At 39.4% G+C, this 20,248-nt stretch carries 18 protein-coding genes and 1 riboswitch; of the genes, 15 read left to right on the forward strand and 3 right to left on the reverse strand.

What is annotated here, in order from left to right:
- Positions 1-86 precede the first annotated feature (86 nt).
- From AMET_RS03490 to AMET_RS03500, 3 genes are all read left to right on the forward strand, one after another.
- Positions 87-833, forward strand: coding sequence for an undecaprenyl phosphate translocase family protein (locus tag AMET_RS03490; RefSeq protein WP_012061969.1), 747 nt, complete (start codon positions 87-89; stop codon positions 831-833).
- 203 nt (positions 834-1,036) lie between these two features.
- A complete protein-coding gene (locus AMET_RS03495; protein WP_012061970.1) occupies positions 1,037-2,158 on the forward strand; it encodes a PfkB family carbohydrate kinase in 1,122 nt (373 codons plus the stop codon).
- An 11-nt stretch (positions 2,159-2,169) separates the two neighbouring features.
- Positions 2,170-3,093, forward strand: a complete 924-nt coding sequence (locus AMET_RS03500; RefSeq protein ID WP_012061971.1) for a pseudouridine-5'-phosphate glycosidase — start codon at positions 2,170-2,172, stop codon at positions 3,091-3,093.
- 55 nt (positions 3,094-3,148) lie between these two features.
- On the opposite strand, the gene AMET_RS03505 is transcribed toward AMET_RS03500, so the two are convergent.
- Positions 3,149-4,768, reverse strand: a complete 1,620-nt coding sequence (locus tag AMET_RS03505) for a sensor histidine kinase (protein ID WP_012061972.1) — start codon at positions 4,766-4,768, stop codon at positions 3,149-3,151.
- Between the two features lie 218 nt (positions 4,769-4,986).
- On the opposite strand from AMET_RS03505, the gene AMET_RS03510 reads away from it, so the two are divergent.
- The 8 genes from AMET_RS03510 (at position 4,987) to AMET_RS24100 (ending at position 13,897) form a co-directional block, all read left to right on the forward strand.
- On the forward strand, positions 4,987-5,382 hold the full coding sequence (locus tag AMET_RS03510; RefSeq protein ID WP_012061973.1) for a DUF1292 domain-containing protein: 396 nt from the start codon (positions 4,987-4,989) through the stop codon (positions 5,380-5,382).
- 163 nt (positions 5,383-5,545) lie between these two features.
- Positions 5,546-6,634: an HD-GYP domain-containing protein gene (locus tag AMET_RS03515; RefSeq protein WP_012061974.1), complete on the forward strand. Its 1,089-nt coding sequence runs from the start codon at positions 5,546-5,548 to the stop codon at positions 6,632-6,634.
- Positions 6,635-6,860: 226 nt separating this feature from the next.
- Entirely contained in the window at positions 6,861-8,594 is a 1,734-nt protein-coding gene (locus AMET_RS03520; protein ID WP_012061975.1) for a phospho-sugar mutase, read from the forward strand.
- A 114-nt stretch (positions 8,595-8,708) separates the two neighbouring features.
- A complete protein-coding gene (locus AMET_RS03525; protein WP_041721354.1) occupies positions 8,709-9,383 on the forward strand; it encodes a response regulator transcription factor in 675 nt (224 codons plus the stop codon).
- Positions 9,384-9,390: 7 nt separating this feature from the next.
- A complete protein-coding gene (locus AMET_RS03530) occupies positions 9,391-10,803 on the forward strand; it encodes a sensor histidine kinase (protein WP_012061977.1) in 1,413 nt (470 codons plus the stop codon).
- 93 nt (positions 10,804-10,896) lie between these two features.
- Complete coding sequence (locus AMET_RS03535; RefSeq protein WP_012061978.1) at positions 10,897-11,457, forward strand: GerMN domain-containing protein; 561 nt, start codon at positions 10,897-10,899, stop codon at positions 11,455-11,457.
- Between the two features lie 217 nt (positions 11,458-11,674).
- Positions 11,675-12,601: an AEC family transporter gene (locus AMET_RS03540; RefSeq protein ID WP_012061979.1), complete on the forward strand. Its 927-nt coding sequence runs from the start codon at positions 11,675-11,677 to the stop codon at positions 12,599-12,601.
- 66 nt (positions 12,602-12,667) lie between these two features.
- Positions 12,668-13,897, forward strand: a complete 1,230-nt coding sequence (locus tag AMET_RS24100; protein ID WP_012061980.1) for an S-layer homology domain-containing protein — start codon at positions 12,668-12,670, stop codon at positions 13,895-13,897.
- Here the strand turns inward: AMET_RS24100 and yyaC are convergent.
- Together yyaC and AMET_RS24790 are read right to left on the reverse strand one after the other, a co-directional pair.
- Positions 13,839-14,372 (reverse strand): spore protease YyaC, encoded by a 534-nt coding sequence (gene yyaC / locus AMET_RS03550; protein WP_012061981.1) that lies wholly within the window; start codon positions 14,370-14,372, stop codon positions 13,839-13,841. The two genes, AMET_RS24100 and yyaC, sit on opposite strands and share 59 nt — an antisense overlap.
- Positions 14,373-14,444: 72 nt before the next feature.
- Positions 14,445-14,600, reverse strand: coding sequence for an aspartyl-phosphate phosphatase Spo0E family protein (locus AMET_RS24790; protein ID WP_012061982.1), 156 nt, complete (start codon positions 14,598-14,600; stop codon positions 14,445-14,447).
- 288 nt (positions 14,601-14,888) lie between these two features.
- Between AMET_RS24790 and AMET_RS03555 the strand changes: the two genes are divergently transcribed.
- The 4 genes from AMET_RS03555 to AMET_RS03570 all read left to right on the forward strand — a co-directional run bounded on the left by AMET_RS03555 (position 14,889) and on the right by AMET_RS03570 (position 20,105).
- A complete protein-coding gene (locus tag AMET_RS03555; RefSeq protein ID WP_012061983.1) occupies positions 14,889-15,356 on the forward strand; it encodes a COG2426 family protein in 468 nt (155 codons plus the stop codon).
- Between the two features lie 102 nt (positions 15,357-15,458).
- A riboswitch (SAM riboswitch) is annotated at positions 15,459-15,559 on the forward strand.
- A 175-nt stretch (positions 15,560-15,734) separates the two neighbouring features.
- Positions 15,735-16,919 (forward strand): methionine adenosyltransferase, encoded by a 1,185-nt coding sequence (metK, locus tag AMET_RS03560; RefSeq protein ID WP_012061984.1) that lies wholly within the window; start codon positions 15,735-15,737, stop codon positions 16,917-16,919.
- A gap of 208 nt (positions 16,920-17,127) precedes the next feature.
- The gene (locus AMET_RS03565; protein ID WP_012061985.1) at positions 17,128-17,700 is read left to right on the forward strand and encodes an RNA polymerase sigma factor; all 573 of its coding nucleotides are present in this window, start codon (positions 17,128-17,130) and stop codon (positions 17,698-17,700) included.
- 356 nt (positions 17,701-18,056) lie between these two features.
- A complete protein-coding gene (locus tag AMET_RS03570; protein WP_012061986.1) occupies positions 18,057-20,105 on the forward strand; it encodes a methyl-accepting chemotaxis protein in 2,049 nt (682 codons plus the stop codon).
- Positions 20,106-20,248 lie beyond the last annotated feature (143 nt).

The raw sequence follows: 20,248 nt of genomic DNA on the forward strand, positions 1-20,248 counted from the left end.
CAGAATAGATTGAGGAGCTTTGCAAAGGATAAGAAAAATGTGCTATATTAAATATAGAAGCATCAACGGGGCAATAGGAGGAAAACATGGAAAGAATTGTACAAGGACTGATATTAGGGTTTGTCATTGTTCTACCAGGCATGAGCGGTGGAACGGTTTTTCTGATTTTTGGATTTTATGAGCAAATGGTTAAAGACTTTGCTAAGTTAAATATCAAACCCTACATGTCATTAATTGCTGCCATGGTGGTAGGGATATTTGTGGGAGGCATGGCTTTTGCATTATTTTTTGAGAGCTATCGAGATGCAACGGCGACGTTCTTGCTAGGATGCCTCTTAGCCTCCATTAGGAGTGTTTTAAAGGGCTCTAGTCGTATGCATCAGAAGGAGTTTATCGCTCTTGCTATTGGATTGGTGGTTGGGTTTTATGTGGGAGCTGAACCCATAGGTGTTTCAGGAACCATGGAGGAAGTGAGTTGGGCAATACTCCTATTGGGAGGAGCACTATCTAGTGCAGCCATGATTATTCCAGGGGTTCCCGGAAGCTCTGTCCTCATTATGTTGGGGATCTATGACAGTATGCTATTTTATATTAAAGAACTAGATATGATCAACCTACTGATCTTCGCTACCGGTGCACTGATGGGGTTATTTCTCTTGATTAATATTCTGGAAAAGCTATATGAAAGATATCGTAATCAAGTATCTTACTTTTTTGCAGGACTGATTGTGGCTTCATCAAGGGCTTTACTCCCCAGTTCATTGAGCATTGGCATTGTTCTATTATTTCTAACTGGATTTGGGATCGTTTGGTATTGGAGCTCGAAAAATTAGGAGTGAAATATGTGTAGGAATATGGGAACGGTTATAGGGTTAAGGGTGTTTTGATCTGATGATACTAAATATAGCTAGAATTCACTAGAGGAAAACCTCTGTGAATTCTAGCTATATTTTGTTTGTGACTTGCGGAAAATAGAAAGATGAGTTACAATAATTATAAACATAAGTTTAAAAAATAAACAAAGGTTGGTGGAAACGTGAAAAAAAACTGTACTGAACGGGAGAAAGAAATAGTAGAAAAAATCCAAAGGGATCCGATGATCTCTCAGCAAAAACTAGCAATGGAACTAGGGATTGCCAGATCTTCCGTGGCAGCTCATATTACAAACTTGATGAAAAAAGGGATTGTATTGGGAAAGGGGTATGTGGTATCTCAAGAACCCTATGTGTGTGTAATTGGAGGAGCCAACATTGACATACAGGGCAAGCCAATAGAGAAGCTGATTGAGAGAACCTCCAACCCAGGCCAGGTGGAAATGTCTGTTGGTGGGGTGGGAAGAAATATTGCCCATAACCTTTCTCTCTTGCAGATCCAAACACAGCTGATTACAGCCCTGGGAAAAGATGCTTATGGAGATCAAATTTTAATAGAAAGTAGAGCCGGTGGGGTGAGGGTAGACCATAGTCTCATACTAGAAGGAGAAAGCTCTGGGGTTTATTTAGCGCTTTTGGATGAGGCTGGTGAGATGAATTTAGCCCTTTCCCAGATGGATATATTTGAAAGACTAAGTCCGGGATTTTTAGAAGAAAAGAGACATGTGTTAGCCCATGCAAAAGTCATTGTAGTGGATACTAATTTAACAAGGAATGCGATTGAATATATCATCGGTGTGGCAGAGCGGGAGGGCATTCCTTTGTTTTTAGATACAGTCTCCATTGCCAAGGCTGAGAAGGTAAAGGATTTGGTTGGGTGCTTTCACACGATTAAACCCAATGTAATGGAGTTAGAAATGCTCACTGGACATCAGATTGAAAATGATGCAGATCTGAAAAAAGGAGCAGAGGCTTTGTTGGCTAAAGGGGTTCAAGAAGTGGTGATCTCTTTAGGAAACAAAGGTGCATTTTATCATGATGGTGAGAATTATGGACAGCTTTCAAGTCCTGAAATCCCAGTGGTTAGTACAACTGGGGCTGGGGATGCATTTGTAGCAGGATTGATTTATGGAACCATAGAAAACAAAAGTCTAAGGGAAAAGGTGTTGTGGGCAATGGGCTGTGGTGCCCTAACGGCTGCGTCACAAAATACGGTTAATCAAGAAATGAGTGTCCAATCAGTTGTTTTAATTAATAAAGAAAACGTCACTGAAAAATATTTTTAAGGAGTGAAGCAATGAAAAATGTAGAGAAATATTTAGAATATGCCCCTGAGGTTAAAAAAGCAATAGCAGAGGGGCGACCCATCGTTGCCCTAGAGTCCACCATTATCTCCCATGGAATGCCCTATCCCCAAAATGTTGAGACGGCAAAAAAGGTGGAAGACATGATCAGAGAAGGTGGTGCTGTGCCAGCCACCATCGCAATAGTAAAGGGAAAGATTAAGGTAGGACTAACAGAAGAAGAACTGATGTTTTTAGGTCAGTCCAAGGATGTTGTTAAGGCCAGTCGCCGAGACTTACCCCTTATTATTGCAAAGGAATTGAATGGTGCCACCACAGTGGCTTCCACCATGATTATAGCAGCCCTAGCAGGGATAAAGGTCTTCGTAACCGGTGGCATTGGAGGGGTTCATCGAGGGGCCCAAGAAACATTAGATATTTCTGCGGATTTAATGGAACTAGCCCAAACAAATGTGGCAGTGGTATGTGCTGGGGTAAAATCAATTTTAGACATCGGATTGACATTAGAAGTGTTAGAAACCCATGGTGTGCCAATCGTAGGCTATCAAACTGAAGATTTCCCAGCCTTTTATACAAGAAAAAGTGGCTATGGAGTGGACTACGCTGTGGCAAACGTTGAGGAACTGGCCCGTGCACTGAAGGCAAAGTGGGACTTAGATCTAAAGGGCGGTGTTGTGGTTGCCAATCCAATACCAGAGGCCTATGCCATGGACGAGGCACTAATCACCCAAGCCATTGATGAGGCAGTACAAGAAGCCGCGGCAAAGGGAATCCAGGGGAAGGAAACAACGCCATTTCTATTAACTAAAATAAAAGAAATAACAGAGGGTAAAAGCCTAGAGTCAAATATTGAATTAGTCTTTAACAATGCCAAAATAGGGGCTGAATTGGCAGTGGCTTTACACCGATTAAGTTAAGAGAAAAAGGAAGACAATAGACTATTGAAAAGCCATCATAATCTCCGATACTTTATTAGCCCTTTTGTGTAAAACTGACAGTAAAGTGATTCCCTTGGGCACTTCGTTTAAAGGAAAAGAGACCATTGTTTTGCTGAACCAGATTATGAACAATATGTAGGCCTAAGCCACTGCCGGTTTCTTTAGTGGTAAATCCCTTCTGGAAGATTTGATTTGCTAAATTGTCATCAATAAGAGGGACGTTATTAATGACTTCAAAAACGATGTCATCAAGTTCTTTTCGAATATTAACTGTTAATTTTTTTTGTGATGCCTCAACGCTCTCTAAAGCTTCAATGGCATTTTTCAAGAGATTGGTTAGGATTTTAGTAAGGGCATATAAAGAGACAGAGGGAACTTCCTCTAGCTTCACAGAGTGAACCTCCACCTCAATACCAGATTGTCTGGCAGTGGTAATGGCATTAAAAAGAGTGGACTCGATTTCAGGGATACCAATTTCATACTGACCATGGATCAGCTTACCCTCTCTACCTACTGTTTTCACATAATCTAAGGCATGGGTAGGATGGTCTAGTTCTAAAAGACCTTGGATAATTTGTAAATGATTTGAGAAATCATGCTTATACATGCGAAGTCTTTCATTCATCTGTTCTGTAAGTGTTAAACGATAATGGGTTACTTCTTTTTCACTTGCCAGCTTAGAAAAGACAATGAATGTCATAATAATCCAGAGTCCCGACAATAGACTAACAAAGGCAAGAAGACGAAAACTGCTACGCAGGCCTCTTTGGGTAGAAACAATTAACTCATCAGCAGGTACGGTGCCTATTAAAATGGCATCCATCTCCCTAACCGGTGAATAGGCAATGGCATGGGGAATTTGATTTAAATCAACCTCCATGACCCCATGTGAAGCATGACTAGAGAAAGCATCCCATACTTCCCCTGGCAACTTCTTTAGGGAAGAAGTAAATAGAGGGAGAGTAGGCTCTTGATAAAGTAAAATTTCACTAGAGGAACCTAGGGAGATATCAGCATAAAGAGATGTAAAAGCTTCCTGATCAATGATAATAAAAAAATAACCGATGACTGAATCTCCTGATATGGGGTAGATGGGTTCCATCATAAATAAAACATGCTCTTGGTCCAAACTGTTAAACAGGGAACCGGCTTCAACATAGTGCCAATTCTCTTGCCTACTAGCGTCTCGCATATATTCATAGTTTGGATCTGTTAAAAACACTGTTTCATCAAAATGTAAGGCTGTGTCAGATTTAATGAGTAGCCCCTCAGCAGAAATGGCAAAGGAGCTGTCGACTAAATAGCTACTTTCGCTGATTTCTAATGACTTTCTTTCAATAAAAGTAACAAAATTTTGACGATAAGAAAGGCCTATATTAGAAAATTCTTGGAACCCCTTTTGTACACCTAGTTGTTTCGTGAACTGATGTGCTAGCTGCTGAATATCATGTAAGTTCAAGTCAATGGATTGAGACACCTGAAAAAGGGTTTGTTCCATGGTTTCAAGCTTTTCTTCAGACACTGTATCCAATGTACGATTATAAATAAAAAATAAGTTCAAGAAAATAGGCGCATAAATTAATAATAAAAATAAAACCAATAAATGAATCGGTAGTTTCTTAACTTTGTTAAAAAAGTTGGCTATTGTGTTCAATATGTCACCTCCACATCTAAATAAAGCGGTTTGCTCTATATGTAATATACCATAGGAACAGGGTGTATACAATTGTTTCAGGTGAATATAGCCAAATCCTACTGGGGTAAAAAAGTTGAGGGTATTAAAAGAGTTTGGGCGTTACCCCTTATATTTAAGCAGAATAAAGTTTATAATAGAGTAGTGGTAAATAAATATTTTGAAAAAGGAGAATGAATATGACTCAAGAACATAATGGAAAAGGAAATTGCTGCGGAGGTGGACATCACCATCATCATGAACATGACCATGAGCCTTGTAATCATGAACATGACCATGAGAATTGTAACCATGACCATGATCATGAGGAGCCTAGAACCCTTTATTTAATGCTTGATGACAACAAAGAACTAGCTTGTACAGTTTTAATGGTATTTGACGTAGGAGAAAAAGAATACATTGCCCTGCTTCCAAAAGAAGAGGGAAAAAGTGATGAAGATCAAGATGTATTGTTATACGAGTTCAAAGAGGATGATGAGGGCCTTGAACTATTTAATATTGAAGATGATGCTGAGTTTGATGCCGTATCTCAAGCTTTTTTCGAGCTGGTTGAAGAAGAAGAGCAAGAAGAATAAGAAGAACAAGCAGAATAGTAGTCTTGCATGCCTTTAAACAAGGGTCCATCCTATGAAAACAGTATATTTGCTAAATTTCGGCAGGTAATATATAATGAAGCAATGAATAATATATTTAATACTGTTCCTATTAGGATAGGGTTTTGTGTAGGAGGGACCATAGGTGAGATATGTACCCATTGAATATGTAACGGAAGGTAGTTTTTTGGCACAGCCGCTTTTAAGTCCTAGTGGACAAGTACTACTGTCTAGAGGTGCTAGACTAACACCAGGAATTGTTGATAAAATCAAACGAGCGGGTTTTTACTCAATTTACATACTAGATAACATTAGTGACCAAGAAATAGAGGACATCATTAGACCAGAGGTAAGACAGCGAGCCATTAGTACATTTAGGCAACTAGCATTGGTTGCTGGACGAGATGGAAAGCAGACCAAGGGACAACAACGGGAGATGGAAAAAAACATTGTAGACTTAAATCAGCTGATGAAATCTGTGGTGGATGATATTTTTAATCAAAAGGATTTAGTCATGAATCTAATTGATATTAAAAATATTGATAGTTATACTTATTCTCATTCGGTGAATGTCATGCTTCATGCTGTCTTATTGGGAGTGGGGATGGATTTAAATCGAAACCAGATATATGATTTGGCAGCGGGGTCCATGCTACATGACATCGGAAAAATTTTTGTACCTGAGGATATTTTGAAAAAGCCCGGGGCCTTAAGCCAAGAAGAATATAAAATTATTCAGGAGCATACCAATCGAGGGTTTTCATTTTTAAAGGAGCATACGGAATTATCTGCTGTGGCACGAATTGTGAGTTTGCAGCATCAAGAGAGAGTGGATGGAACAGGATATCCCTTTAAGCTTAAGGACAAAGAAATCCATACATTTTCTAAAATCACGGCGGTTGCAGACGTTTATGATGCATTGATTTCGAATCGTCATTATCGAAGAGCATTACCTGTTAATGAAGCCTTAGAATATATCATGGGATCTGGTGGTAGTCTTTTTGATATCAAAATGGTGAAGGCCTTTGTGCAAAAGGTAAACCCATATCCCATTGGCACCCTTGTGAAGCTAAGCAATAGTTTAAAGGGAGTTGTGGAAGATGTAAATAGTCCCTTTTATTTACGACCCATTGTCAAGATACTTAGGGAAAATGGCCAAGAGGTTAAACCTTGGTTATCTGACCTGACAAAGGAGTACACACTAGTAATCGAAGACATTATTTATGAATTATAATATGAAGACGATAAATAGCGTAACAAAAAAACTTTGAGATCTCTCGAAGTTTTTTTGTTACGCTATTATGCTAATGATCGTATTGCGTAACTGATTATGGGTTAAACTGAAAAATGGTAGAAGGGATTTTGGAATTTTTGTTGAATTTGATTAGATACACTGATAGGGACATGATACTGAAGAAAAAGATAAATGATAATAAATAAAAAGATAGGGGGAAATTAGGATGGATTTACATACAATTCGAAACTATGAAACGTGGTTAACAGATCCTTATTTTGGAGAAGAAACACGTAAGGAATTACAGGAAATCAAAGGCAATGCAAAGGAGATTGAGGATCGCTTTTATAAAAACCTAGAGTTTGGAACAGCAGGACTCAGGGGAATTATTGGAGCTGGAACCAATCGCATGAATATTTATACTGTCAGAAGGGTCACACAGGGCTTAGCGGACCATATTAAAACCCAGGGGAAGGATGCCATGGCAGGTGGGGTTGTCATTGCCTATGATTGTCGTCATTTTTCAAAGGAATTTACCCAGGAAGCAGCCTTAGTCTTAGCAGCCAACGGTATTAAAGCCTATGTTTTTGAGGATCTACGACCTACGCCAGAGCTTTCCTTTGCGGTGAGACAATGTAAAGCTACTGCTGGAATTGTCATCACTGCCAGCCACAACCCACCAGATTATAATGGCTACAAAGTGTATTGGGATGATGGGGCTCAAATTAATACATTCCTAGCAACAAAGATAATAGACGCCATTGATCAAATACCAGACTTTAATACCATCAAACGGATCGAACAAAAGGAAGCTGAATTTTATGGGCTTTATCATGAATTGGGAAAGGAAATGGATGATCTCTATATAGAGGAAGTGAAGGCCCAATGCCTACGACCTGATCTCATCAAAAAAGAGGGAAAGGATTTCAAGGTGATCTTCACGCCATTACACGGAACGGCTAATTTACATATCCGACAGGTATTGAAGGAAGTAGGCTTTGAACAAGTGATTGTGGTACCAGAGCAGGAATGTCCAGATCCTAACTTTTCAACGGTGAAATCTCCAAACCCAGAAGAACGAGAGGCCTTTGCCTTGGCAATTGAACTGGCTGAAAAAGAAGGGGCTGATTTAATCATTGGAACGGATCCAGATGGGGATCGTGTGGGAGCCGTGGTCAAAAATAAAACAGGCCAATACATTGTACTGACAGGAAATCAAACCGGAGCCCTTTTAATACATTATATCTTGGATAATTTGAAGGATAAGAATGAAATTCCTGTAGACGGTAAAATCATAAAAACCATAGTGACAAGTGAGATGGGAACCAAGATTGCAGCCAATTACGGTGTAGAGATGCTGAACACCCTAACTGGATTTAAGTTCATTGCAGAACAAATAAAGGGATTTGAGTCAACGGGGAAGGGAGCATTTATTTTTGGATATGAGGAGAGCTATGGATACTTAAAAGGAACCTATGCCAGAGATAAGGATGCTGTGGTTGCGGCCATGCTGATTTGTGAAATGGCGGCCAGCTATAGAGAGAAAGACATGAACCTATATGACGGGCTCTTAGCTCTTTATGAGGAATATGGATATTTTGCTGAAGGGTTAAAATCCATTACCCTCAAGGGAAAAGAAGGTTTGGAAAAAATCCAAAGCATAATAGAAAAGCTGAGAAGTCAGCCAATTAAAAAAGTCGGTGACCGCAAAGTCTTAATCCTAGAGGATTATCTATTACAGCAAAGAAAAGACATGGTAACTGGAAAAGTGGAGACCATGATGTTACCACCATCCAATGTTCTCAAACTGAAACTAGAGGGAAATGCTTGGATTACATTGAGACCTTCAGGAACTGAACCCAAGCTGAAAGTATATGGAGCAGTTCAAGAAAAAACATTAGAAGAGAGTCATAAAAAGCTAGAAGAGATCATAGAATATATGTTAGAGGTAATTAAATAAAGCAGATAGAGTACAGAGGGGGAGAAGCGTAGTTTCTCCTTTTCTTTGTCAATACAATGGGAAATCATGGTTTCATATTATTTATGTATTGGAAACCTAGAGGGAGTGAAGACGATGAAAGTACTCATCATTGATGATGAAAAGCTACTGGTGAAGGGCTTGAGAAAGAGCTTCGAACAAGAGGGCTTTGATGTATCCGTGGCCTATGATGGTGAAGAAGCCCTCAGAGTTTTTGAAAGTGGAAGCTTTGATTTTATTATACTAGATTTGATGCTACCTAAAATTGATGGCATCACTCTCTGCAATCGAATACGGCAGCAGTCGGACGTCTTTATTATTATGTTAACCGCAAAGGACGGAGATATTGATAAAATTTTAGGATTAGAATTAGGGGCCGATGACTATATGACGAAGCCCTTTAATACCCGAGAGTTAATTGCTAGAATGCGAACATTGATACGAAGGCAAGAAAAAGGTGAAGTTAAAAAAGATGAATACCAGTTTAGGGATCTAATGGTAGACATCGGATCTCGTACTGTCAATCGGGGAGAAGAAGTGATTAATCTGACACCCAAGGAATTTGATATTTTGGTACTACTCATTAGAAACAAAGGAAGGGTATTTGGCCGAGAAGAAATTTTTCAGCTTGTTTGGGGAGAGCCCTGTTATGATACACGAACCATAGACGTGCATGTGAAAAACCTAAGGGAAAAGTTAAAGGATATTAAAACAAAGGGACCAATGATTGAGACAAAATGGGGCGTAGGTTATTACTTTAGGAAGGACTGATGATGCTGTGTTGTGGTCTTCGATCAAGCAAAAATTAATCGTCATTTATATTGTGTTGATTTTTATTCCCTTAGCATTGATTAATTATTTATCCATCGAGAATATGACAAGGTCTGTTCTACGGGAAATTGAGATTAATTCTCTGAAGACTGCCAATGTTGTCAGTAGTCTTAGTCGAAACTACTTTGATGACGCCATTGAGCTTAAGGGTGCCATTAGGCAATACAGTCCTTCTATAGAGGGACGAATCCTTGTGCTAGATAATCAGAAAAGAGTACTGGTGGACAGCTTTAGCATTTTTGAGAATGAACATATCGATAATGCAGAAATAAGAGCAGCCCTCAAGGGAGAAGAGCAGATTAACTACTATGAAATTGATAAGCGAATTTTACAGGTTGCTGTGCCTATTTTCACAGGAGCCGGGGAGGGACGTGTGGGATTAGGAGTGGTTTTAATCTCCACGGATGTTGAGGATGCATTTGTAAGCATTGATGAGTTTAGGAGACAATTGAGGGCCATTTCCATAGGTGCGGCCATTGTTGGGTTGCTGGTGGCGGCCTTTGCCAGTGTACAAATCGCCAAACCTATTAGTAGTCTCTCCAAGGCAGCGAAAAAAATAGGACAAGGGGAGTTAGGTAAGCAGGTAGAAGTAAAGGGACGAGATGAAATCAGTCGATTAGGTGAGAACTTCAACCAAATGAGTGAAGCCCTTTACCGTATGGATCAAAGTAAAAAACAGTTTATTGGAGATGTCTCCCATGAATTAAAGACGCCACTTGCTTCCATGAAGGCTCTCATTGATTCACTGCTCTATGGAGAAGACGACATCGAGATATATCGTGAATACTTAGGGGATATGGATTCGGAAATCGATCGATTGAGTAATCTGATACGCTCCTTGTTATCCTTAACGAAGATTGAAGGACAGGATTTAAACCTAGACACAGTGAATTTAGAGGCGTTGTTAAGGACTTCTATAAAGATCGTAAAACCCTTAATAGAGAAAGCCCAAGTGGAGATTAAAGTGGACTTCCAGGATGCTCCTATGATCATATGTGATGAAGAACGGATTAAGGAAGTTCTCATCAATTTGATTGATAATGGAATTAAGTATCGTGATGACCAAAAGGAAGTACAATGGATTGTCATTGAGGGACGCAAAGAAAAGGAAAGCTACGTACTTTATATTAAGGATAATGGATTAGGAATTGGAGAAGCACATCTAGAATTAATATTTGATCAATTTTATCGAGTAGACCTTTCACGCTCTAGAGAAACCGGTGGCGCTGGGCTGGGACTTTCCATCGTTAACCGAATTTTAGCTAGACATGACTGGACAATGAGGGCAGAAAGTCAATTAAATCAAGGCACATCCTTGATAATTGAAATACCTAAGACATCATTTAGCGATTCTTTATAATTTCTTTACATTTCTTTAGGGACTCTTCACACTAAAGGGGTATAATAAGAGTAAGTAACCGACAAGGCACTAATTTCAGAGGAGATGATGTAAATGAAAAGGATTTTTATAATACTATCAATTGTTTTACTGGTGATTACATTGGGGGCTTGTGCACAAAGAACAGTTGAGGAACCTCCGACTGATGATCCAAATAATGGAGATGTGGTGGTAGACCCAGATCCTCAAGGCGAGACACAGCTGGTTACTTTGTATTTTATGAACCAAGAGTATGTTTTAACAGGTGATGCGGATTTAGACATGGTAATCCCCGTGGAACGAGAAGTGATCTTTGGTGAGAAACCACTAGAAGAAGTGGTGGTAGCTGAATTACAAAAAGCCCCGGAGGATGAAGACTTAACCACTGTATTAGAAAACATCAGCGTATTAAGTGTTGAGCGAGTAGATGAAATCGCATACGTAAATCTATCCAGTGAAAACCTATCTGGAGGATCCATGACAGAGGTTGGATTGTTACAGCAGGTTATTATGACTTTAACAGAGCTTGAAAATGTAGAACAAGTACAATTTTTAGTAGATGGAAGTAAAAGAGAATCCTTAATGGGACATTTCCTAATCGAAGAACCAATTGGAAGAGAAGATATGGGGCAATAATAAAAAAACGATAGATGTAATGAATAAATATAAGAAGCCTAGTGATTTTACTAGGCTTCTTATATTTATATGCACTATGAGTCGATGCAGTGACATGGGCAAATTATATTTGTGAGAACACCGTAAATCTGATATCATATGATAAGTAGTAGGTGGTGAGGGCTATATAAAATTATCATTCCTTGTGACCTGTTGGAGGACTTTTAGGAGGACAATCATGGCTTTTATAAATACGTTTTATGAAATTTTTATTTTATTTATTTTAATGGCGGTTGGCTATGGAGCTAAGCGATATAATATATTAAACAATCAACTGGGAAAAGGCATTAGTAATCTAATACTAAATGTCACTTTACCTGCATTAATTATTAAATCCATGCAATTTGAGTTTTCTTCTGAGCTCTTAAGAATGAGTATGCAAATTATGTTGATCTCTTTATTAAGCTATGGCATTGCCATTGGAATTTCCTATGCTGCCACTAAAATGATGAAATCAGATGGAACCCAACGAGATGTATTTCAATGCATTCTCATTTTTTCTAATGTAGGATATATGGGTTACCCTGTTGTCAATGCCATATTTGGTGAAATGGGGGTCTTTTATACGGCACTCTTTAACCTACCCTTCAATTTTCTAATGCTAACCCTTGGAGTGGCATTACTTCGTCGTAGTGGTACTGGACATCAGAAAAAAACAGATATAAAGGCTATTCTTTCAAATCCTGCCATTATTGCCGTGGGACTGGGCTTTATTCTCTTTTTATCTCCCTGGACATTACCCTATGTGATCTATGGTGCATTAGATGGGTTAGGGGAGACCACAACACCCCTGGCGATGCTGGTGATTGGGTCGTTGTTGGCAGATATCCCCATAAAGGAAATGTTCAATGAAAAGAAGCTCTTAACTGTTTCTTTTTTTAGATTGGTACTCACCCCAGCAGTAGTCATGCTGGTACTCCACTTATTTGGAGTAGAGGGGATATTGCTAGGGGTACCTGTGGTGATTATGGCCATGCCAGCCGCAGCCAATATACCTGTTTTTGCAACGATTTACGAATCGGATTATTATTTAGCCTCCAAGGGCGTTTTAGTGACAACACTTTTATCACTTCTAACGATCCCCTTGTTGACATTAATGTTATAATGTTTAAAAGACAAAAAGTTAGATTTCAGAAAGTATTAGATCTAAGAAAAGGATAGGAGGGAAAACATGAACAAAAGGATGCTCAGTTTATTTGTCATGATACTTCTAACGGTCCAGTGGGTGACAGTTGGGGTGCAAGTAAATGCAGCAAACCCTAGTCATGAACAAATTAAAGAAATCATTGAAGAGGTGGCCCTGGAAAAAAATATCCCGGCTGTGATATTAAAGGCAATTGCAGACAAGGAAAGTAAATTCCGACAATTTACTGATAGCGGGGCGCCCTTTGTAAGTAATGGAAATACAGGGATTATGCAGGTGAATCGAGTTCACCACGGAACCTATGATGTCCAGCGATTAAGGGAAGATCTGCGTTACAACATAGAAGCTGGGGCAGATATATTACAAAGTAAATGGGATTGGAGTGTTGTCCCTACAATTGGAGATGGGGATCCTAATATTGTTGAAAACTGGTATTTCGCATTGTGGGCATATAATTCGTGGGATGGCAGAAATAACCCAAATATACATGGTAGTGGCGTATATCAAGAGGAGCTATTACAGCTGGTAAGGGAAAAGTACAATCAACCCGTTACTTCTATTGATTGGAGTTTGATTCCTAGAAGTGGCACACCATCAGGAGGAACACAAGTTGCAACCCCTGAAAAACATCACTATGCTGTGGCAGAAGAGAAGAAGGAAGAAAAGATTTTTGTGGTCACACGCTCTGGTGGAAATCGCTCCATCTTTAGAGATGTAGCGGATCATCAACAAGAAATGTACATAGAGTCAATTGTAAAAGAAGAAATTATGTCCGGTGTGGGACAAGAACTTTTTAAGCCCGATGATCTCATTACCCGTGAACAAGTAGCTAAAGTCATTGTAGATGCATTGGACTTAGAAGTGGTGGATGAAACAATGGCGGTATCTAAAATAGTTGACTGGCATGAAGTATCTGGATGGGCTCGAGACTTTATGTCAATAGTTTATCAACTGGAAATTATGACTGGATATGAGGATGGCACATTGAGGCCAAGTGATTTCGTCACCCGAGAACAAGCGGCAGTGATTTTAGCAAGTGGATTAAATACAAATACGATGATCATGACAGCTGAGCCCTATGAGGATCAAGAAAAAATCAGCCCTTGGGCCATAGACAGCATCAATGAATTAAAAACATTGGGAATATTGCAAAGAGATAACAGGCTACGACCTAAGGATTATATCACCCGGGCTGAGTTTAGTAAGTGGATTTATTATCTCCTGCGATATGACAGTGATGCATTAAGACTTCAGTAATTTGTTGCGCTAAATCCATGATTAAGCTGAGTCGGATATGGTGAATGGTTGAATTGATTTTCTCATCGTTTGGAGCAACAATTCCGATTAGTGAAAGATCACCAACAGAAGGTAGGGCTTTACCCACACCCTTGCCTGGAGCAATGGGACCTGGGCGGAGCGTTATGAATCCCACCTGTTCACTGTCACCAAGGCTTGCGTCGATGGCTAGAATAAAAGCATTTGGATGTTTCTGTTTGAGCATCGTAATTGTGTTTTTGAGGTTCAAAGCATGAATAGGCTGACCCAGAGTGCCATAAATGAGATGTGGAAAGTGCTTCTGTAATAGAAGACTACCCACTAAAGGACCTAGGGCATCGCCGATACAGCGATCGGTACCGATACAAAGGACAATAAATTCATCAGGGAGATTCAGGGATAAATAGCGGACAAACTGAGGAATCATCTGTGGATTTTTATAATGATAGCTAACCAAAAGAAACACCCCCTATATATGTTATATATATAGGGGGTGTTTGCAATTTATGACTAAAGGAGGGGGAATAGCTTATTCATTATTCAATAGATAATATTCTACAATCAATTCATCAAGCTCTTGACTCAAATCCACAATGTCATAGGTGGCCCTACCTTCATCTAATGAGCGACTAAGTTGTTCTTTAAGTTCTTCGATGCGATCTTTTAAATTATTAATATGATTCACCTAGTATCACTCCATTCTTATGGTTAAGAGCACCTACGGTGGACTTGGAACCCGCATACCAATATTTTACTGGAATGGTACGCTTGTCCATATTATACCACTAAATAAAGGGATTAAACATTACGTGGAGATTACCATAATATTAAATAAGTATTACAGAAACTTAAAGTAGATGCCTAGGGAAAAACAGTGGTAAATTAAATAGAAAACAGAACATAAAAAAACAAAATATAGGACTAGGACAAGTCTCTCAATGATAAAATATAATGGAGAGATTGAGGTGAAAAAATGGAGAGTGCTTTTCAGTGGATGACAAAGGAGTTGATGGTTCTTTTTATTGCGGCTCTGCCAATTATGGAGCTAAGGGGAGCGATTCCCATAGGGGTTTCCATGGGAATACATCCATTACACGCCACAATTTTAGGGGTTGTGGGGAGTTTACTACCAGTGCCTTTTTTATTATTATTCCTAGAGCCGGTTTTTGAAAAACTAAAAAAGTCCAAGTTTTTTTTCAAGTTTATTCAACGTACTGTGAAAAAAACCAGGAAGAGCAGTGAAAGAATTCGAAAATATAGTACATTAGGACTGGTACTGTTTGTGGCAATACCCTTGCCTACCACTGGGGTATGGAGTGGGTGCTTGGCGGCAAAACTATTGGCGGTTCCATTTAAGTATGCCATGCCTGCCATCGCAGTAGGAGCCTCCATTGCTGGTACGATTATGTTTATTCTGAGTTATATTGCAATAAAAATCTAATCCAGTCTTCAAGTGAAGTTTCATATATGTAAAAAAAATGTTGACATATATAAAACCCAATGGTATTATGTTTTCAGTGAGAAATTAAATAGAAATCTTGATGCCTTATCAAGAGTGATGGAGGGGAAGGGCCCGATGAAATCCGGCAACCATAGAGTGTATGGTGCTAAGTCCCTCAGAATTTTGGTTCTGAAAGATGAGGAAATATTGAAAGACAACCCTCTTCTGATGAGCCCATCATATTAAGAGGGTTTTAATTTTTTATATAGTTTCAGTTGAGTCGGGTATATTAATAGGGACTTGCGAAAGCCTAAGGACAGGGTATATGAATAGGCTACATAGACAACAAAGAAACAAAGAAATAGAGGAGGCTTATAAATGGGAAAAAGATTATTTACTTCAGAGTCTGTTACAGAGGGACATCCAGATAAGATCTGCGATCAAATTTCAGATGCTGTATTAGATGCGATTTTCGAGAAGGATCCAAAGGCAAGAGTTGCTTGTGAAACAAGTGTGTCCACAGGACTTGTATTAGTGGCAGGAGAAATTACAACTGATTGTTATGTGGACATCCCTAAGGTGGTTCGTAGAACCATTGCGGAAATTGGCTACACCCGTGCAAAGTTTGGATTTGACAGTGACACATGCGCTGTATTAACTGCCATCAATGAGCAGTCACCTGACATTGCCCAAGGTGTAAATGAAGCCTTAGAAAATAGAGCTGGAGAAGTGACCGATGGGCTAGAGTCCATCGGTGCTGGAGACCAAGGAATCATGTTTGGATTTGCCTGCAACGAAACACCTGAATTAATGCCCTTACCGATTTCATTAGCCCATAAGCTAGCAAAGCGCTTATCAGATGTCAGAAAGAACGGGACCTTGGATTACTTAAGACCTGATGGAAAAACACAGGTAACTGTAGAATATGATGGAGATAAACCCAAAAGAGTGGACACCATTGTTATTTCTACACAGCATAGCCCTGAAGTAGATCACAAAACAATTGAGAGAGACTTAATCGAGTATGTCATCAACAACATTGTACCAGCGGAATTAATTGATGCAAAAACAAGATATTTAATTAATCCAACTGGACGATTTGTCGTGGGTGGACCCCAAGGAGATGCGGGCTTAACCGGTAGAAAAATTATTGTAGATACCTATGGTGGATATGCCCGTCATGGCGGAGGTGCTTTCTCGGGGAAAGATCCAACAAAGGTAGACAGATCAGCTGCCTATGCTGCTAGATATGTAGCGAAAAACATTGTTGCCGCAGGCCTAGCTGATAAATGTGAAATTGAGCTGGCCTATGCCATTGGAGTGGCGCAACCGGTATCTATTTTAGTTGAAACATTTGGAACAGGAAAAGTAGATGAAGACAAGATGATCGAACTTGTCCACAAATATTTTGACCTAAGACCAGCTGCCATCATTAGAGACTTAGACCTAAGAAGACCAATTTATCGCCAAATTGCAGCCTATGGACACTTTGGACGTACCGATGTAGATTTACCATGGGAAAGAACTGATAAGGCTGAAGCCTTGAGAGCAGAAGTACTTTAATTAAGACATACAAGTAAAAAGCTTATTTCCTTTAGTGATTCACAGAGGAAATAAGCTTTTTTTCGTGATTTAAACTTATTCCATAAGGAATGCCACTGAATCAGTAGGGGAATAAGCCCCGTTCTCTCTTCGCCAAAAACTCACTGCAGCGCTACAATAGAACTACCGGTAATACTTGAAGGTGCACCTTCCAAAAGGAAGGGTTAAAGTGAATCAAGATTTTGAAGCAAGGGTGTTGGAGGCAAAGGCAGGAAACAGACAGGCAAAGGAATGGATTGTTTTTAAATTAAATCCCTTAGTGATCTCACACAGTGGTAGATATGGAGGATGTAAAGGATATGATGAGGATGCCATTCAGGATGGTCGTATGAAGATACTAGAAGCAATAGAGACCTTCGATTTAGAAAAGGGTGTTCCGTTTTTGGGCTATGTTGCATTAGCTGTACAACACTTTTATCAAAACAGGAGAAGGAAACAGCGAATTCATCTATCCCTGGATTCGCCTATAGGAAATGGAGTTGAAGAAGAAAATGGGACTTGGATTGACCTGATTGTAGATGAGTCAGTAGAGATTGAAGAAGATCTCATTAGAAAAGAGACCCATCAATGGATACATGAAAATATGAGTTGTTTAAGCCAAGGTCAGCAACAGGTGGTGAGGGACTTTTATTTTAATAAACATTCTTTAAAAACAATTGCAGCCAAAAGAGGGGTACATCCCATTACTGTGGCAAAGACAAAGGGGCTGGCATTAAGGAAGTTAAGACGTCAGGCTACGTAAAAACTCATTTTCTCTTGATTTTGTCATTCTGAACACAGTGAAGAATCTTGAATTTTAAACCTTCAAGACCCATTCGCTACGCTCAGGGTGACAATTCTTACGCAGTCTGACGTCTCCTAGAGATGTAATTTCATGAAAAAAGCTAAGGTAACTTCTGGGGATGTAAATAAAGGGTGATTTGGTAGAATTAACAATAGTTTGATTTATCTTAATTGACAGATATAACTATGTCTAATATAATTACACTGGCGTTTACGACAAAAATTGACAAATATTTACCAATTTCTACATTTTATCAAAAGAAGCATCGTCTGTGAATGCAACATTCATAAATTTTATGTAAAGGAGCTTACATTATGGAAAGTACAAAAAACGTAAAAAGAATCAGAAAAGGCTCAATCAAGATGAAGCTAGTTGTGATACCATTAATTGTATCATTATTAGCTGTAGGTGCCATTGGTTTTCTTTCTACACATTTCACTAGAGACAGTATGCTAGAACAGATGAGAGAAGATGGGTTTTATACAGCGGAACGGTTGATAGGAAGGATAGAGGACAATAATGACTCCTTGGAAAGCATGGATGAAGTACTAGAGGATCAAATCAGAGGGGTAGCTAATGTTGTCATGGGAAACAGAGCAATTATCAGCAATGAGTATTTGGTGGAGCTAGCAGCACAATTAGATGTACATAGAATTCACTATTGGTCTACTGATACCATGAAAATCGCATATACTGCAACCGATGGTTTTGTGGGTCTAGATGCCCCAGTGGAACATGTACTACATGATTTTCACGCCAGTGGTGCTGCTGAAATCATGGAAGAAGCAAGACAAAGTGCAGAGACAAATGAATCCTTTAAATTTGGCTATGTAAAAACACCAGATGGGGATGTTATACAGGTGGGGATCTCCGCTGATCGCATCCATGAGCTAACGGAAAACTTAAGTTATCAAAGTTTGGTAGAGGATTTAGCTGACAATGAGAAAGTCGTTTATGCACTCTTTATAGATAGAAACCTAGAGGCCCAGGCCCATAGTAATCGGGAGCGAATCGGAATCGAGCTTGACGATGAAGGTAGTATCGCAGCAGCAGTAAATGGGGAGTCCTACGCTTGGGAGTATTTCTATGAGGCAGCAGATTTGAATGTATATGATGTTTTACTGCCCATTGAGATTGAAGGACAGCATCTGGGTGCCATTAACATCGGATTTTCCATGGCGGAGGTTGATTCAGCAATCAGTAGAAATATAATGATGGTTGCAATTACAGGTATTGTTGCATTTATTATCCTTGGGATGGTACTTTTCACCCTATCTAATGATGCAGTAAAAACATTAAATAAGCTAAAGGATCAAATGGCATTGATGGGTAACGGCGACTTCACTAAGGATGTGTCTCAGGATATCATCAATAAAAATGATGAATTTGGAGAAATTGGCCATGCCATAAAAAGCATGCAAACCACCATCAAAGCAATGATTAGCAACATAGCCAACACCTCCCAGCAGCTGGCGTCTTCCTCGGAGGAGCTAACCGCCACCAGTCAACAGTCTGCCACCGCAGCAGATGAAGTGGCTAAAACAATCGAGGAAATCGCTGGAAGTGCAAATGAGCAAGCAAAGGACACGGAGAATGGTGTTTTAAAAACAGATGAACTCAGTAAGATTATAGAAGAAGATTTAAAGGATATGGAAGAAATAAATAACACCATAGAACAGTTAACCATCCTAAAGGATGATGGGATTGGAATCGTAAAAGAATTAACCAATAAAACAAACAATAGTGATCAAGCCATCAAGACAATTTATCAAAGTACTGTGGATACAAATGAAAGTGCAGAAAGAATTGGAGAAGCCAGCAAAATCATTGAAGGAATTGCAGAGCAAACTAATTTGTTAGCCCTAAATGCGGCTATAGAAGCTGCAAGAGCAGGAGAAGCGGGTAAAGGCTTTGCCGTAGTGGCTGAAGAAATCCGTAAGCTAGCTGAACAATCTACAGTTTCCGTAAATGAGATCGATGAGATGCTGAAAAAGCTACAGAGTAACTCTCAAAGTGCTGTAAATGTGATGGAGACCGTGCTATCTACCATTAAAGAGCAAGTAGAGAGTGTTTCCATGACAGAGGGTAAGTTTGACGGGATTGCTGAGCAAGTAGAGCGTGTCAGAGCAGTTGTGAAGAAGTCAACGGACTCCGTCAACGTAATGAACCTCACAAAGGATGAATTGGCAAATATCATGCAGAGCTTGGCCGCCGTTGCAGAGGAAAATGCAGCGGGAACAGAGGAAGCCTCTGCTTCAGTGGAGGAGCAAACAGCCTCTATGGAAGAAATAGCTAGTTCAAGCGAGTCATTGGCTCGATTGGCAGAAGATATGCAAGAGAGTATTAGTAAATTTAATTATTAAAAAACAAAGAGATTCTTAGGATTCACAGGAATAAGCTTATTTCCTTTTGCAACTTGCAAAAGAAGTAAGCTTTTCTTCTGTTTTAAATCCCATTGAAAGGCTTATTAGAACAAAGATAAGAGGTCCTCAATAAAAAAATTCAA

Origin of the sequence: Alkaliphilus metalliredigens QYMF (genome assembly GCF_000016985.1) — a bacterium.
In the GTDB taxonomy this organism is placed as follows: Bacteria; Bacillota; Clostridia; order Peptostreptococcales; family Natronincolaceae; genus Alkaliphilus_A; species Alkaliphilus_A metalliredigens.